Raw genomic sequence first — 15,898 nt, 5'->3', positions numbered from 1 at the left:
ATCAGCTTTCGGTAACTCAATCTATATTAGCAGGGGGAGCGCTACTGGCTATTTCGCTGGCGCGGCTGGGCTGGCTGTTTCTCGACCCCATGAGTCCGGACGAAATAACGTCATATGACGCCTTCGTTCATCAGGGCGCGGCGGCCGTGACCAGCTTCTACCCCATCCCGAACAACCACGTTTTCTATAATTTTCTTTGCTGGGTGGCAGCGAAGGTCGTGCCAGGTAAGGTGTTGCTTATCATGCGACTGCCATCTTTAATAGTGGCTACGGCAGGCACCGCTCTGAGCTATGCGCTGCTAACCCGGTTTCTTAACTTCCGGGTAGCCAGCTTGGTCATAGCCCTTTTCGGCTTTTCCACGCTCACCGTGCTTTATGCTGCGTCGGGCCGGGGATATTTTGTGCAGATGGTGTGCATAGAACTGGCTTTCTTCGCTGTGTTGGGAATAGCAACGAAGCCGGACTATTGGCGGCTTAGTTGGGCAACGTTTGTTCTGAGCAGCGTGGTGGGCCTTTACACCATTCCAACTTTTGCAGCACCGCTGGTGTCGCTGGGAATACTGTTACTAGCTGTGAGCGTGCAGTTTCCAGCGCATGCTCGGGCCAGGTATTACGCGAGCCTGTTGAGTGCTGGAGCCATTATTATAGTTACTGCCGGAGTTCTTTACATGCCGGTTGGCGCAGTATCGGGTTGGGACCGGCTTCTTACCAACCGCTACCTAGCACCCCATTCCTTCGCTGAATTTTGGACCTTAAGTCGGGCCCACCTATACGAAACGGCAGCCATGTTGCTGGGTCCCGTTCGGCCGGGGCTGGTTTGCAGCGCAATTTTGCTGGCACTCACGCCGCTGGTGTTGCTACGGCAGCGGGCGTTACTCCCCAAGCATTGGCTGGCCTGGGGAGCATGGCTGATGGTGGTAACCCCGGTGGCGCTCACAGTGGCACAGCGCATGTTTTTTCCGGGCCGAACGCTGATGTACACGACCTATTTTCTGTTTGTGCTAGCAGCTCTTGGAGCCGACCATCTGGCTAACCGCTGGCCCCGACAGTGGATGAGCAAAGCACCTATAGCCTTTTTATTGGTGTTGACTGGTTGGCGGGCAATTGAGCTTCTTAGAAACTGGGACTCGCTGCGCAACAGCCGCGAGCAAAACGAGCTGGTGGCCCATGCTTACCAGTGGCTCCAGACTCAGCCCCGCGGCGCCGTTTTGCTGAGCGGCTCCTACCATAGTCTGATGTTTCATCACTTTGGCCTGACCGATGGCCACCCGTTGCCCCTCCATTTCAAGCGCGAGCCTGACAGCCGCTACCTGTTGTTGCCCCAGGGCTCACCTGCTCGACCCACTTGGGCCTCGGCCCTGCCCTACCACCTGGCTTATCAGGACGCCTTGGTACAGATTTATATGCTTGGCACTTCGCAGCGCAATTAGTGTCAGCTTCGATTTTTGCCACATAGGGCACTGGCATTCACAGGTAAATTCTGTGCGCTGTCCTTCATTTTCAACCGTTGGCCGGTACTTGGCTATCCATTATGCTTACTGCTACCTCACCCGCTAACCCGCGCATTACTTATCGATTTCTAGCGCTCTTGAGTACGGGGCTGCTGGCCCTGTGCGCCGGCTATGCGGCCATAGTGCTACACAGCGCACCCTGGGCCGAGGCCAGTCAGCTCGATGCTATTTTCCCATTCTACAAATGGCGAACGCGCCTGTTCTCACCGGCTGAATACGCTACGGCCAAACAGCTCATGTTAGCCGGGGCAGCTTTGATGGCGGCCCTGTTCGGAGCCCTGGCTCTGGGGCAAAGCGGCCGAGCCGAACTTACGGCTTGGGGCCGGGAACTGCGCGCGGCTCCCCGCTTCTGGGCCCCTTGGGCATCCCTGACCCAGAGCCAGCGACGCTGGGCAGGCGGCGCCTTGGCAGCGCTCACGTTGCTGCGACTAATGCTGAGCTCACCCGCCGTGAACGCGGAGTACGACGACGCGGCTTCTTACACCCTCTTTGTGAGCAAAGGGCTTATCGCTGTCAGCTCCTACTATCCCATCCCAAACAATCATGTGTTCTCGAACACGCTGAGTTGGTTGTTCTATCAGTTGCACTCAGATTTCTGGTGGACCATGCGCCTGCCCGTCGTGCTGGCCGCCACTGCCACCACGGCCCTAATGTTTGTGGGCCTGCTTCGGCACCAAGTCAGGTTTTGGCCGGCCATAATGGCTGTCGGGCTGTTTAGCCTGGCGCAGCTCAGCGTTTATCATGCCGCCGTTGGACGGGGCTACTGGCTGCTGACCGGGCTGGCAATGGTGGTGTTCTTTTGTACGCTGGCGCTGCAAGCTGGAAATGCAGTTCCACGCCTGGCCTGGACGGGCCTGGTTGTCGCGGGGGTGCTGGGGACTTATACCGTGCCCACATTTGCTATGGTACTCGGTTCTGCCTTCACGTGGTTAGGGCTGCACTGGTGGCAACATTTTGGGAGATTAGGCCGGCTGGCAGCAGCCGGCGCGGCCGTGGTAGCCGGCACGCTGCTTCTCTACACTCCCTTGTTGTTTATTTCGGGCCCGGCCATGTTGTTTTCCAACGGCTTTGTAGCCTCCCATCCCATAGCGGAGTTTCTGAAGGGCCTGCCCTTGTACCTGTGGCAGACGGAGGGATTTCTGGCTGGCCAGATGAAAGTGGGTGGTTTGCTAACGCTCGCCACGCTGGCGGCTGTGGCCTACTTATGGCGCCGGGGCCGGGCAGGACAGTTGCCGCCAGCACTCGCCACGCCGTGGCAACGGCTGGTCCCGGTAACCCTTTGGTTTATGCTGTTTCCTTACGCCATGGTGGTTTCGCAGCGGGTGTTTCCTCCCGGGCGCACGCTGCTCTACAAAGCCTTTTTCTTGTTTGTGCTGGTGGCCCTGGTGGTGGAGTGGCTGCTGCAAACACGGGCCATGCACGGGAAACGCTGGTTGCGCCCTGCCCTCGGGCTGGCCTTTCTGCTGTGGTGCACCTACCAATTTACCAGCCTGTGGCGCGACAACCGTCGGCCCAGCCAGAACAACGCCCAATTTCATGCGGCTTTTGCTTGGCTAGCTACCCAACCCATCGGCCCGGTATTGGTGCCTGAACCGACGCACTACATCTTTCTTGGCATGTATTTCCTTTCCGAGCGGGCCGGTCAGCCCTGGAAGTTGGATGGCCGTCCCCTGCCCGGCAAAGCCTATTCGTACGTGGTGGCTTTCCCGAACCTGCGCGGCTATTTCCAGCCGGTGTTTACCCAACTGCCCGCCTACCGCAACCCGGAAGTTGATATTTACCGCGTGCCCACGCCCGCACCGCTAGCCGATGCCAATGGCCTGCCGCCCTATTACCACTTAGCTGACTAGGCCAGCTATGGCAAGTCTCATAACCACGCTTCAGCCTGCGGTTTGATGGATTAATGACCGCGCGACAGGAGCGCAATACCGGCCACAATCAGCAGCAGACCTCCGGCCTGCTGCACTGTAAGTATCTCGCGCAGCAACACAAGACCCAGCACGGCCGTGAGCAACACTGAGCCACCTACTATCACCGGCGTGCCCACTGATGAATTGACCCCGCGCTGGAAAACCACAAAAGTCAGTATCTCCGCCAGGCCCACGCCCAGGCCCGCCAGCACGGCCAGCGTCAGGCCTTTGCTGGAAACGGCCAGCGGCTGTCCCTGCAGCTTCAGGCGCAGCAGCCACACCGCCCCCAGTGCCGCCGCCACCAGCTGTAGCACAACGGCTCCCACGGCTGGCGACACATGGTTTGACGCCAGCTTGATAAAGAAGTTGTAGAAGGCTAGGCACAGGGCCGTGAGCAGGGCAAGCGGCAGCCAATTCATGGGCTTGGGTTTGATTATTTACACAAGGCAACCTCCCACCAGCTGGCAAGGATATGCCAGGAGCTAAACGAGTTTATAATTTCGATACTCACCGAGCCGGTAGCCAGTCAGCTTCTCAATGGCCTGCTTTACCTGTTCTTTCAAGCCGTAGCGATTGCGCGACATATCGTGCGCATACGTCCAGTTTTGAGCGCGGATGCGGGCCTCCATCACAGATGGGTGCCGGCCCCGGAACTGTACCAGCGAATCAATCTGGCTGTAATCGAATTCCTCGGCCGCGGCCACATGCTGGGCCACCCACTCGTCGGAATGCCACAGCTTATTAAACGTCTGCTGCTTGCGCTGCATAGCAGCCGGAGGCTTCACCCAGCCGTAGTGGTGCACGGTGGCGGCCACTAGCTTCACGCGCAGCTTCTGATTATTGGCCTTGCGGAAGCCTTGCGCGTCGCGGTAAGAATAAACCCCGATGCCCGGTCGCACCACCCGGATTTCACGGCGGTACCAGCGCTTGGAATCGCCCACGTAGTCGTAGGAAGCGTAGAAATGCCGGTAGTTCAGCAGCAAGCCGTCTACGGTGGGGTCGTGGTGCCAGCGCGCCATATCTGCGCGCAGGGCCGGGTAGTCGCCTTCATGCAGCACCTCATCGGCTTGCAGGTAGATGGCCCAATCGGCATCGGCGGGCACGGCGGCTAGGGCCTTGTCGGTCTCCACGGCCAGCACCCGGCCACCCTCGCGCAGGCTGTTGTCCCACACGGTTTCGACAATGCGGATTTTAGGCGAGTCGATGCTGCTGATTAAAGCCAAGGTATCGTCATCGGACTTGCCTACTGCCACCACCACTTCATCGCACAGCGGAAGCAACGATTGGATGCTTTCCACCACCGGGTAATCGTAGGTAATGGCGTTGCGAACGAAGGTGAAGCCAACAACTTTCATAAAAGCTTAGTCATTAATTGTAGCTGTTCTAAGCATAAGGACTGATTTTTTCAACTGAAATAACCCGCTTTATATCTCTTAAACGCACCCCTTGGAGAGGCAGATTAATTCCGGCTAATGCTAGCCAAAGTGGATACTCGTAGCGTATTCCCCAGTAAAGCAGAACCCCACATACCACTAAGGCCTCCAGAATAATAACTAATGCGGGCTTTAATCTCAGAGAGAATAAGGCAATGTCCAGCACAAGGGTCAGGATTAAAAAGCCTACCCAGAAAAGCAAACCGAATGAAAGCGCGAATAGTAGCGGGGCGAATAACCCTCCAAATATTTTCGTTATAATGGACGCTTCTTCGTGAAACAGTACATAGAAAAATCCAGTCAGGCAAAAAACTGCAAGTAGGCGCAGGCAATGTGTTAGATTGGTATATGCAACTCGCAGCAGTAGAGCCTTTTTCATCTCAGCTGGTCTTTCAAAAGCTCCATCTCCACCACGGGCGACACCTTTTCATAGAGCACGCGGTAGGCGGCCGTGGTGATGGGCATGTGCACCTTCAGCTTCTTATTAAGCTCAAAAATGCTCTTCACGGCGTAGTAGCCCTCGGCTACCATGTTCATCTCCAGCTGCGCTGATTTCACGGAGTAGCCGCGACCTACCATGCTGCCAAAGGTGCGGTTGCGGGAGAACTGTGAGTAGGCCGTTACGAGCAGGTCGCCGAGGTAGGCCGAGGCCGAAAGGTCGCGCGGCTGGGGGTTGATGGCCTGCAGGAACCGGCGTATCTCCTGCACCGCGTTGCTCACCAGCACCGCCAGGAAATTGTCGCCGTAGCCCACGCCGTGGGCCACGCCGCCGGTGAGGGCAATGATGTTTTTCATCACGGCGCAGTACTCAATGCCGTCGAGGTCGGCGGCAGGATGGGCGCGCACGTAGCGGTTGCGCAGCAGCCCGCAAAACTCCAGCGCCAGCTCGGAATCGGGCGAGCCGATGGTGAGGTAGCTCTGCTTTTCCAGGGCCACTTCCTCGGCATGACACGGCCCGGCAATGACGCCCAGCTGGTGGCGACCCAGCTTAAAACGGTCGGCCACGTAGTCCGTCACCAGCTGGTTCTTGCCCGGAATCATGCCTTTGATGGCGGAAATAACCCGCTTATGCTTGAGGGCATCGCGGTCCAGCTTGTCGAGCACGGGCTGCACGAAGGCGGCCGGCACGGCCAGCACCAACCAATCGGCTTCCTCCACAGCATCTTCCAGGTCGGTGGTGGGGAACACGCGGTGCAGGTCGAACTGCACGGCCGACAGGTAGCGCGGGTTATGGCGGGTGCGCAGCAGGTGCTGCACGTCGTCTTTCGAGCGCAGCCACCAATCGACACGGGCCCCGTTTTCGCTGAGAATTTTGGTGAGTGCCGTGGCCCATGAGCCGCCGCCGAGCATAGCTATTTTTTCCAAGAGAGCAAAGCTGGTGAGTAATTCGCCGCAAGAACGCGAAAACCCTCTCCACTTTTTCGGCCGGGCACTTTTATGTTGGTTAGAACGACGAGCGGCGGTGCCCGCGCAACGGCAGCGCCATGGTTGCGCGGGCAACGGTGGACGCAGTAGCTCAGGCGGCTCAGGCTAGCAGCAAATCTGCTGCGTCGAGTGCTAGTAGCTCCCAGAAGCCGCAACAAAAAATCCCCTCTTTGGAGAAAGAGGGGATTTTTCACGCTTCGGTATTCGCTTTCTATTTGCCTTCTTCCGGCTCTTCCTTCAGCGCTTCCTTGTTAAGGCTCTTGGCATCTTTAATGTCGACGAGGGCGCCATCCTTGAGCGTTTTGGCTACGGCGCGGAACGGGCCGCTCACCACCTGCGCCCCGGAGGGTACGCCGCTCAGTATCTCAATATTCTGGAAGTCGCTGATGCCGGTTTTCACGGGCGTAAGAACGGCTTTGCCATCTTTGATTACAAACACCACTTCCTGAATCTGTGGCTTGGGCGCGCCGGCTGTTACTGCCGTGGCGGTGCCATTGCCCCGGTTGGAGCCCACGCGCGGGCCGTCTTTGCTCTCGCTTTTCAGAGAAGCGGAGTCGGAACGGGTGGTGACGGCGGCGAGCGGCACGCTCAGCGCGCCAGCTTTGCGCTCGGTAATAATGTCGACCGAAGCCGTCATGCCCGGGCGGAAAGGCACTATTGTTTTGCCGGCCACTACGCGCTGCAGGTGGCGGTAGCTTTCAGGCAGTAGACGGATGCGAACTTCAAACTCAGTCACGGCCTCGGCAGTCAGGGCGTCTTTGGCGGTGTTGGCAATGTTGGTCACCAGGCCTTGGAATTTCTCGGCGCGGCTGCTGTAGGCGTCCACATCCACCTCTACCGAGTCGCCGATGCTCACGTTGTTTACGTCGTTCTCGTTCACGTTCACCCGCACCTCCATGTTGTTGAGGTTGGCAATGCGCATGATTTCGGTGCCGGCCATTTGGGTAGTGCCTACCACCCGCTCGCCTTTCTTCACGTTCAGCTTGCTCACCGTGCCGCTCACGGGCGCGTAGATGGTGGTTTTGTCGAGGTTGCGGCGGGCTTCCTCCAGCGAGGCATTGGCGGCGCTCACGGTGCTTTGCGAGGCCCGGATTTGCTGGCGGGCGCTGTTTATTTCTTCCTGTGAGGCATTGTAAGCGGCCTGGCTGGCTTCGTAGTCGGACTGCGAAATCACCTTTTGCTTATACAGCGAGGCATTACGGCGGTAGGTCAGCTCGGTTTGCTTGGCGCTGGCCAGCAGCTGCTGCAGGCGGGCCTGGGCCTGGCCCACGTTGGCGCGCTGCGTGCCCACCTGGGCATTTTGCATGGCCACCTGGGCCTGGTAGTTGTCGGGCCGAATGCGCAGTAGCAACTGGCCTTTGCGCACCGAGTCGCCTTCTTCCACATACAGCTCGATGATTTCGCCGGACACGTCGGGCGAAATTTTCACTTCTGTTTCGGGCTGCAGCTTCCCCGAGGCGCTCACTTTCTCCACAATGTTGGCCGGGCCGGCTTTGGCCACCAGCACTTCTACGCCAGCAGGCTTGCCAATCCAGCCTTGTTTTTTTGCCACGGTGTAGCCCACCAGCAGCACCAGCACCAAACCACCCAGAATGTACAGTAATCGATTATTTTTCATAAGTAAGCTGCAGGCTGTGAGCTACAGGCTGCAAGAAGTTGAGGAAGTAAAATGAGAGGATTTGGCCTAAGCCAACAGCGCGCAGCCCGGGGCCGACGGCTTGCCGCTTATAAAGCCAGGGGCTTGCCTTGGTAGAAATCCAACACTTTGCGCCGGAAGAAAAACTCATACTTCGCCTGAATCATGTCCGACTCGGCAGCCGTGAGGTTGTTGCGGGCAATGTTAAAATCGGTGCCGTTGAGCAGGCCGTTGTTGAAGCGAATCTCGGCGTTGCGGAAAGCCAGGTTGAGGGCCTCTACCTGGCGGGAGCTGGCGGCGAAGCGCCGCTGGGCCGCCACGGCGTCAGCGTAGCTCTGCTGAATGGTCTGGCGCAGCTGCAAGCGGGTCTGCTCCGACCGCAGCTCGGCCTGCTGGATGTTGACCTGGGCCCGCTGCACGCCCACGCGGGTCTGCAGGCCATTCAGAATGGGAATGTTCAGGCTGAGCTGCACGAACTCGCCGCGGTTGTCGGCCAGCTGGTCGAAGAACTTGTAGGGCAGGCTCTCGAAGCTAGTGGCGGGGGTGAGAAGGACAAAGGGCGAGGGCGAGAAGCCCGTGGGCGAGGAAGGGTCCCGCTGCAAAACGTCGACCTGGTTGAGTCCCGTCGAGGTGCGGATTTGCTGGGTGCGCACCGACGAAAAACCAGTTTGCACACCACCAGCCAAGGACAGGCGCGGGTAATAAGCGCCGCGGGCAATGTCGATGCCGCGGCGGGCACTTTCCACGCGCAGCTCGGCCGCCTTGATTTCGGGCAGGTTCTGGCGGGCCAGCTCAAAGGTGGCATTGGGGTCGAGGCCGTCGGTGGCCGTCGTGGTGAAGGCAGTGGGGTCGGGCAGGGCCGGTACCTCCACCCGGAACTGGGAGGCCGTGGCGGGGTCCAGGTTGAGGAGTTGCACCAAGGTGAGCTGGGCCAGGTCGCGCTGGTTCTGAGCCGTCACCAGGGTGCGTTCCTCGCCGGCTAGCTGGGCCCGGCTGTCGAGCACGTTGCCCTCGGCCACGGCGCCGGCTTTCAGCAGCTTTTCACTGCGCGACACCTGCTCGCGCACGGTGCTCATGCGGGCTTCCGACGCTCGAATCAGCTCCTCGGAGAGTAGCAGCTGCAGGTAGGCCGAAGCCACGTCGAGCGAGAGGTCGTTGCGGGCTTTGTCGATGTCGACGCGGCTGGCCTGGGCATCGAGCTGCCCCTGCCGCACGGCATTGCGCAGCTGAAACCCCGAAAACAACGTCACCTGCCCGCTGGCCGTGAAGTTGTTGGTGCGCACGTTCAGCTGCTGAAACTGGTTGGTGAACGGGTCGCGGTTGGTGCCAAAGTTGAACCCCTGCGTGCCGTTGAGGCCCGCCGTGGGCAGCAGAGCGGCGCGGTTGAGCCGCTGCGTGGCTTCCTGCTGCTGGGCCGTTAGCTCGCTTTGGCGAACGGTGAGGTTGTTCTTCAGCGCATAGTCCACGGCCCGCTGCAGCGTCCAGGGGCCGGTGGCGGCTTGTTGCTGGCCCAGTGCCGTTGGGGGCACGCCCTGGGCCCGGGCTGGCGGGGCCGGGGCTAGCGTGAGCAGGGCGCCAACGAGCCCGGCCAGGGCCAGCGGCCGCTGGCTAAGCGCAGTAGTAATATTCCCTTGTTTCATTTCGCAGAAAAGGTTTAGTGTATTTGTAGAGGCAGGTAGCGTGAGCGGAAGTTGGCTGGGCGACGCAGCATAGCTATTCCAGGGTAGGAATGTGCGTGATGCGCTGCACCCAGCTTAGCTGGCGCAAGTAAGTGAGGGTTATTTCTTTGATGGGGCTGTCCATCTCGATGAACTGCCTGGCCGCGTCGTTACGCCCCTTGCGGCTCACAAACATGGTGGCAATGTTGCATTGGTCGTGGGCAATCACCGAGGCAATGAAGGCAATGGAGCCGGGCACATCGTTGGCATCGATGATGAGCGTATGCAGCGCGCCCGAAAAGTCGGACGGAAAGCCGTCGACTTCCACAATGCGGATGACGCCGCCGCCCCGGCTCTGCCCAATCACCTCCACGCGGTGCCCGGTGTGGGCATCGAGCAGGTTGAGCTTAATCGTATTGGGGTGCATGGTGGAGGCATTGCCCACGCTCTGAAACGTGTATTTCAAGCCCGCCTCCGACGCGTGGTCGAACGCCGTGCGGATGCGGGTGTCATCGGCCGCGTAGCCCAGCAGTCCGGCCACAATGGCGCGGTCCGAACCGTGGCCTTCGTAGGTGCGGGCAAACGAGTTGTAGAAAGTGACCACCGCCTCGGTGGGCACCGCCCCCAGAATGCGGATGGCGGCCCGGGCAATGCGGACCACGCCAGCGGTGTGCGACGAGCTGGGGCCAATCATCACAGGGCCAATCATATCAAAAATGCTGGATTTCTCGGCCATAGGCTTGCGCCGTGCTAGTGGTTAGGGGCCTAAAAGTAGCGCATCTGAGCCATACTAAGCGCTTGAGCCTGGTCGGGAAACAACTTAAAATGACACCTGGCGAGCAAAGCGAAGGACCCGCAGCCGGCTAGATTCAACCAAAGATGCTGCTTAACTCTACAAGGTTGCACATTGTTCGTGCAGGCCCGTAAAAGGGGTTTGCAACGCCAGGAATTTGGCGATATTTGCCGCGGCCCCACCCAGGCCTTTCCCTCCCACCTCACCCCTGTCCTTCATGTCCACCCCTCCCACCCTGGACGAATTTTCTCCGGCCGTACTCACCCAGCTCCGACGCCTTCAGGAACGATACGCCCCCGACGGCCAGGACCTGGCCGCTTACCTCGAAGGCCTGTACCACGCCAAATACATTAACTACTGGGACTACATCGAGCTCGACACGCTCCTGTCCCTGCAGCGCCCGCTCACGAACCTGCCCGATGAGCGCATCTTCATCATGTACCACCAGATTTCGGAGCTGTACTTCAAGCTCTGTCTGTGTGAATACGAGCAGATTGGCGACCTAGCCCACCCCACCCTGGGCGAAGTAGTGCTGCGCCTGGGCCGCATCAACCGCTATTTCGACAACCTCATCGACTCGTTCGATGTGATGGTGGACGGCATGGACAAGGAGCAGTTTCTGGACTTCCGCATGGCGCTGATGCCCGCCTCGGGCTTCCAGTCGGTGCAGTACCGCATGATAGAAATTTCCAGCACAAGCCTCGAAAACCTGACCGACAAAGTCAAGCGCCAGGCGTTGGGCGAAGCCTCGGCCCACGACTACGACCAGATGCTGGGCTGCATTTACTGGAAAGCCGGCGCGACCATTGAAGAAAGCGGCGCCAAAGCCCTGACCCTAATCGAGTTTGAGCGTAAATATACCGCCGACCTCTTGCGTCATGCCGAGTCCTTCCGCAACCGCAACGTGTGGGCCGTGGTGCAGCGCCTGCCCGAGGAAGACCGCAACCACCCCCGCCTGCTGCGCGCCATGCGTCAGCTCGACATCAGCGTGAACGTCAACTGGCCCCTCATGCACTTTAAGTCGGCAGTGCGCTACCTGCAGCGCAACCCCACCGACGTAGCAGCTACCGGCGGCACCAACTGGCGCAACTACCTGCCGCCCAAGTTTCAGCGCCGCATTTTCTACCCGCAGCTCTGGAGCGCGCAGGAGCTCGAAGACTGGGGTAAAGGCTGGGTTGAGCAGGTGCTGGAAGAAGGTGTGAAGAGCTAAGGCCCAACAAAATTTCCGGAGCTAAGCACCGCAGCTAATACAAAAGAGGCAGGCATCCGTATGGAAGCCTGCCTCTTTTGTATTAGCTGCCCCTCACTTCACGACAATGAACGAAGACGACCAAAAATTTATCGACTCCACTCTTGAGCGTGTGCGTTCGCTCCACAACAACATCAGCAACATGTGGGACGCCGAAGCAGTCGCGGCTTTCTACTACAGCGTGCTCACCAGCACCATTGCCCGTAACGGGCCTGAAGTAAGCCGGCCCCTGCTCGATGTGTTGGCCCAAGTATATGAGAGCACGGCCAAGTCTCACGTAGACCTGGGCCGGTTGACTACGGGCCTGAACTTTGGCAAAGAAGACCAAGCGTTGAGCGCACAGCAAGAGGCTGAATAAGTATTTGCCCTGGCTTAAGAATTTGTAGAACGGTGTAGAGACGCCACACTTGGCGTCTCGGCGTTGAACGTTTGGCGTTAGAACAGTTTATAAGCTAGCGTTAATCGGCTCTTAAGAAGATACGTCCCAACGGCGCACGCCGAGACGCCAAGTGTGGCGTCTCTACACCACCGGTTCAATAGTCGCATAAAAGCACATTAAACTGCGCCCTACTCCGGCGCCATGCGGGAGTTTTTCTGGGTTTCGCTCATGCGCCAATACACGAGCAGAGACAGGAAAGAACACACCGTGACATACCAGTAGAACCACTCCTCTACGCCCTGGTTTTTCGCGAAAAGGGCAACGTATTCGGCCGTGCCACCGAAGATGGCCACCGTGAGGGCAAACGGCAGGCCCACGCCCAGGGCACGGATTTCCGTAGGGAACAGCTCGGCTTTCACCACCGCACTGATGGAAGTATAACCGCTCACCACAAACAGGGCGGCCACCAGCAGGCCTGCCGCCACCCAGGCATCCTGGGTTTGGGCCAGTAGGCGTAGCAGTGGCACCGTGCCCAGCGTGGCGCCTATGCCAAACATCAACAAGACCGGCCGCCGGCCCACCCGGTCCGAGAGCGCGCCCAGCAAGGGCTGGAAGAGCAGCGCCACGGCCATCACGCTAAAGGATATCAACGTGGCCATTTCCTTGGTAAAGCCGGAGGTGTTGACCAGGAACTTCTGCGCGTAGGTGGTGAACGTGTAAAAGGCCAGGGTGCCGCCGAGCGTGAGCCCCACCACCGTCATCACCGCTCGTGGGTGCTGCATGAGGCGGCGCATTTGGCCGGGCGGCGCCGGGGCTTGCTCTACCCCGGCCGCCCGGGCCGCGACTAGCCCGTGCTGCTGCTCTTCAAAGGCGGCGGTTTCGCCCATGTGCGTGCGCAGATATAAGGCTCCAATGGCGGCCACGGCCCCAATCACAAAGGGAATGCGCCAGCCCCACTCGCCAAGCTCGGCGGGCGTAAGCACCCGTTGCAATCCCAGCTGCACCACCAAGGCCAGCAGCTGCCCGCCCATGAGCGTGAGGTACTGAAAGCTGGACCAGAACCCGCGGTGCCGGGCGCCGGCCATCTCGCTGAGGTAAGTAGCCGAAGTGCCGTACTCGCCTCCCACGCTGATGCCCTGAATTAAGCGGGCGAGTAGCAGCAGGGCCGGTGCCGCAACCCCAATGCGAGCAAACCCCGGCGTGGCGGCAATCAACAACGAGCCTCCGGCCATGAGGCGCACCGAGAGCAGCAGGGCAGCCTTGCGGCCGTGCCGGTCGGCGTAGGCGCCCAGCATCCAGGCTCCGAGTGGGCGCATCAGAAAGCCGACGGCGAAAATGGCCGCCGTGTTCAGGAGCTGTGCCGTGGGGCTACCCTTGGGAAAAAACACCGGCGCGAAATACAGGGCAAACGCGGAGTAGGCATACCAATCGTACCACTCTACCAGGTTGCCAATCGAACCGCTGACGATGGAACGCAAGCGAGAAATGGGGCGTGCGGAAGGAGGAGAAATCATGCGGCAAAGAGAGTGGAAAGAATGCGTGTTGAAGGCTTGAGCCAGATTCAGACTTAGTATTTAAGCCAAGCTTATCTGTTTAGTATATGCGCCTTTCGGTTCAGACGCATTCTTCCTACCTGATGTTGCCCGCCAGTTTTTATGCGGGAACTAAGCCACAACCAAGGGCCTTAACTTTGCGAATTCAAGATGCTGGAAAGCACATCAACCTAAAGGATAGCCACCTTTCATATTATACAAATGTTAAAACAAGAGTTGGAGGTATTATTAACTCCAGAAGTAGCTTTTGATGAATTATCCCGTTACGAGGCCATATTGCAGCAGGCAGGGTTAAAACCGGGGGAAGCTGATTTTGTGCACTTACGCCGGCGTTCAATTGATGCCCGGGGCCGGCAGCCTTTGGTTCGGCTGCGTGCCGATGTATATACAACGCCCGCACCAAGCGACCTGTTTGGACCATGGTTTATTTATCCAAATGTGAAAGGAAATGCGGCCCGGGTTCTCATAATTGGAGCTGGTCCAGCCGGGTTGTTCGCGGCCTTGCGCTGCATTGAGCTTGGTTTAAAACCTATAGTGTTGGAGCGGGGGCTGGACGTACGCGCCCGGCGCCGTGACCTTGCGGCCATCAATAAAGAGCAATTGGTAAACCCCGATTCTAATTACTGTTTCGGTGAAGGCGGGGCCGGTACATATTCCGATGGCAAACTTTATACCCGCGCCACCAAGCGCGGCGATGTGGGCCGCGTGCTGCGTCGCTTGGTGCAGCACGGCGCTACCCCCGACATTCTGGTAGACGCCCACCCGCACATCGGCACCAACAAACTCCCGGCCGTGGTGCAGGCCCTGCGCGAAGCCATAATAGAAGCCGGCGGGGAAGTGCGCTTCGACACGCGCGTGACCGACTTGATTTTGGAGCGCGACCACCTGCGCGGCGTAGTCACGGCCAAAGGCGAGGCCCTGGAAGCCGAAGCCACCATCCTGGCAACCGGCCACTCGGCCCGCGACATCTACGAGCTGCTGCATCGGCGCGGGGTGCTCATCGAGGCCAAGCCCTTTGCCCTGGGTGTCCGGGTAGAACACCCGCAGGCCCTCATCGACCAGGCCCAGTACCGGCGCCCCGAACGCGGCCTGCTGCCGGCTGCCTCTTATGCGCTGGTGCACCAGACGGAAGTGCGCGGCGAGCAGCGCGGCGTGTTTTCGTTTTGCATGTGCCCGGGCGGGTTCATAGTGCCGGCGGCCACGGCCCCGGGCGAGGTGGTGGTGAACGGCATGTCGCCGAGCCGGCGCGACTCTCGCTTTGCCAACTCCGGCATAGTGGCGGCCGTGGAGCTGGCCGACATGAACGTAAAAGAGTACGGGCCCTTGGCCGGCCTGTATTTCCAGCAGGAGATTGAGCAGCTGGCCTGCCGCGCGGCGGGCGGCACCCAGCGGGCCCCGGCGCAGCTCTTGGGCGACTTTCTCAAGAACAAGCGTTCAACTGACCTGCTCGAAACTTCTTACCAGCCCGGCCTGGTATCAACCCGCATGGACGACGTGCTCGGGCCCATACTGGCCGAGCGCCTGCGCCAGGGCTTCCGCGACTTCGGCCGCAAGATTCCCGGCTATGCCACCAACGCCGCCCAGATTGTGGGCGTGGAAAGCCGGACCTCGGCTCCCGTGCGCATCCCCCGCGACAAAGTCACCCTGCAGCACCCGGTGGTGCGGGGGCTTTTCCCCTGCGGCGAAGGCGCGGGCTACGCCGGCGGCATCGTGTCGGCGGCCATGGACGGTGAACGCTGCGCGGAAGCAGTGCTGGCTATCCGGAATTAGCGCCGGGCTTTTACCTGTGCTCTGGGGTTTTTCGTATCTGCAGGAAGTAATCGTTTGTTTCAGCATCATCTCAGGCGGTGGGCCAACTGCCCGCCGCTACTTACTCCTATGAAAAAGACCCTCGTTCTCGGCGCTTCCGACAATCCGGACCGCTACTCGTTTCGCGCAGCCCACATGTTGAAAAACCATGGCCACGAAGTGGTGCCCGTGGGCCTACGCAAGGGCCAAGTGGCGGGCCTGGACATCCACACCGACCGCCCCCAGGCCGATGACATTGATACCGTCACGCTCTACGTGGGCACCCGCAACCAGCCCGTTTGGTACGACTACATCCTGGACTTGAAGCCCAAACGCATCTTGTTTAATCCGGGCACCGAGAACCCGGAACTTGAGCGCCTGGCTCACGAGCGCGGCATTCAAACCGAGGAAGCCTGTACCCTAGTGCTGCTCTCGATTGGGCAGTATTAGGCAATGGCGTTTTATGCGCCAATAACAAGTTTATTGAGTCTTTAGACCGAAAAAGGCCCGCATACTTTGCGGGCCTTTTTCGGTCTATCCTATATTATATGAGCGTGTTTGGG

Annotated in this window: 14 protein-coding genes; 6 read left to right on the top strand and 8 right to left on the bottom strand. The window is 59.4% G+C overall.

Annotated elements, in window-relative coordinates; all coding sequences use genetic code 11:
• Positions 1 to 89 precede the first annotated feature (89 nt).
• Positions 90 to 1,430: a hypothetical protein gene (locus tag BMZ66_RS03420; protein ID WP_143080038.1), complete on the top strand. Its 1,341-nt coding sequence runs from the start codon at positions 90 to 92 to the stop codon at positions 1,428 to 1,430.
• Between the two features lie 101 nt (positions 1,431 to 1,531).
• Entirely contained in the window at positions 1,532 to 3,361 is a 1,830-nt protein-coding gene (locus BMZ66_RS03415) for a hypothetical protein (RefSeq protein ID WP_143080037.1), read from the top strand.
• Positions 3,362 to 3,411: 50 nt separating this feature from the next.
• On the opposite strand, the gene BMZ66_RS03410 is transcribed toward BMZ66_RS03415, so the two are convergent.
• The 7 genes from BMZ66_RS03410 to sdaAB all read right to left on the bottom strand — a co-directional run bounded on the left by BMZ66_RS03410 (position 3,412) and on the right by sdaAB (position 10,309).
• Positions 3,412 to 3,840: an EamA family transporter gene (locus tag BMZ66_RS03410; RefSeq protein ID WP_092668967.1), complete on the bottom strand. Its 429-nt coding sequence runs from the start codon at positions 3,838 to 3,840 to the stop codon at positions 3,412 to 3,414.
• Positions 3,841 to 3,903: 63 nt separating this feature from the next.
• Positions 3,904 to 4,776 (bottom strand): glycosyltransferase family protein, encoded by an 873-nt coding sequence (locus BMZ66_RS03405; RefSeq protein ID WP_092668965.1) that lies wholly within the window; start codon positions 4,774 to 4,776, stop codon positions 3,904 to 3,906.
• Between the two features lie 28 nt (positions 4,777 to 4,804).
• Positions 4,805 to 5,233, bottom strand: coding sequence for a hypothetical protein (locus tag BMZ66_RS03400; protein WP_092668963.1), 429 nt, complete (start codon positions 5,231 to 5,233; stop codon positions 4,805 to 4,807).
• Entirely contained in the window at positions 5,230 to 6,219 is a 990-nt protein-coding gene (locus tag BMZ66_RS03395; protein WP_092668961.1) for an NAD(P)H-dependent glycerol-3-phosphate dehydrogenase, read from the bottom strand. The genes BMZ66_RS03400 and BMZ66_RS03395 overlap by 4 nt, the downstream gene beginning before the upstream one ends.
• A gap of 271 nt (positions 6,220 to 6,490) precedes the next feature.
• Positions 6,491 to 7,897, bottom strand: a complete 1,407-nt coding sequence (locus tag BMZ66_RS03390) for an efflux RND transporter periplasmic adaptor subunit (protein WP_092668959.1) — start codon at positions 7,895 to 7,897, stop codon at positions 6,491 to 6,493.
• Positions 7,898 to 8,004: 107 nt separating this feature from the next.
• Positions 8,005 to 9,555 (bottom strand): TolC family protein, encoded by a 1,551-nt coding sequence (locus BMZ66_RS03385; RefSeq protein ID WP_092668957.1) that lies wholly within the window; start codon positions 9,553 to 9,555, stop codon positions 8,005 to 8,007.
• A gap of 73 nt (positions 9,556 to 9,628) precedes the next feature.
• Positions 9,629 to 10,309 (bottom strand): L-serine ammonia-lyase, iron-sulfur-dependent subunit beta, encoded by a 681-nt coding sequence (gene sdaAB / locus BMZ66_RS03380; protein WP_092668955.1) that lies wholly within the window; start codon positions 10,307 to 10,309, stop codon positions 9,629 to 9,631.
• A 274-nt stretch (positions 10,310 to 10,583) separates the two neighbouring features.
• On the opposite strand from sdaAB, the gene BMZ66_RS03375 reads away from it, so the two are divergent.
• Both BMZ66_RS03375 and BMZ66_RS03370 read left to right on the top strand, forming a co-directional pair.
• Positions 10,584 to 11,576, top strand: coding sequence for a tryptophan 2,3-dioxygenase family protein (locus BMZ66_RS03375; protein WP_092668953.1), 993 nt, complete (start codon positions 10,584 to 10,586; stop codon positions 11,574 to 11,576).
• Between the two features lie 106 nt (positions 11,577 to 11,682).
• The gene (locus BMZ66_RS03370) at positions 11,683 to 11,973 is read left to right on the top strand and encodes a hypothetical protein (protein WP_092668951.1); all 291 of its coding nucleotides are present in this window, start codon (positions 11,683 to 11,685) and stop codon (positions 11,971 to 11,973) included.
• A 209-nt stretch (positions 11,974 to 12,182) separates the two neighbouring features.
• Here the strand turns inward: BMZ66_RS03370 and BMZ66_RS03365 are convergent, their stop codons facing one another.
• Positions 12,183 to 13,508: an MFS transporter gene (locus BMZ66_RS03365; protein WP_092668949.1), complete on the bottom strand. Its 1,326-nt coding sequence runs from the start codon at positions 13,506 to 13,508 to the stop codon at positions 12,183 to 12,185.
• A 240-nt stretch (positions 13,509 to 13,748) separates the two neighbouring features.
• On the opposite strand from BMZ66_RS03365, the gene BMZ66_RS03360 reads away from it, so the two are divergent.
• Together BMZ66_RS03360 and BMZ66_RS03355 are read left to right on the top strand one after the other, a co-directional pair.
• Complete coding sequence (locus BMZ66_RS03360; RefSeq protein ID WP_092668947.1) at positions 13,749 to 15,317, top strand: NAD(P)/FAD-dependent oxidoreductase; 1,569 nt, start codon at positions 13,749 to 13,751, stop codon at positions 15,315 to 15,317.
• A 108-nt stretch (positions 15,318 to 15,425) separates the two neighbouring features.
• On the top strand, positions 15,426 to 15,785 hold the full coding sequence (locus BMZ66_RS03355) for a CoA-binding protein (protein ID WP_092668945.1): 360 nt from the start codon (positions 15,426 to 15,428) through the stop codon (positions 15,783 to 15,785).
• Positions 15,786 to 15,898: the final 113 nt, after the last annotated feature.

This window comes from Hymenobacter arizonensis (assembly GCF_900115775.1).
Taxonomy (GTDB): Bacteria; Bacteroidota; Bacteroidia; order Cytophagales; family Hymenobacteraceae; genus Hymenobacter; species Hymenobacter arizonensis.
The sequence above is the reverse complement of the archived record's forward strand: the minus strand, read 5'-3'. Positions and strand labels throughout refer to the sequence as shown.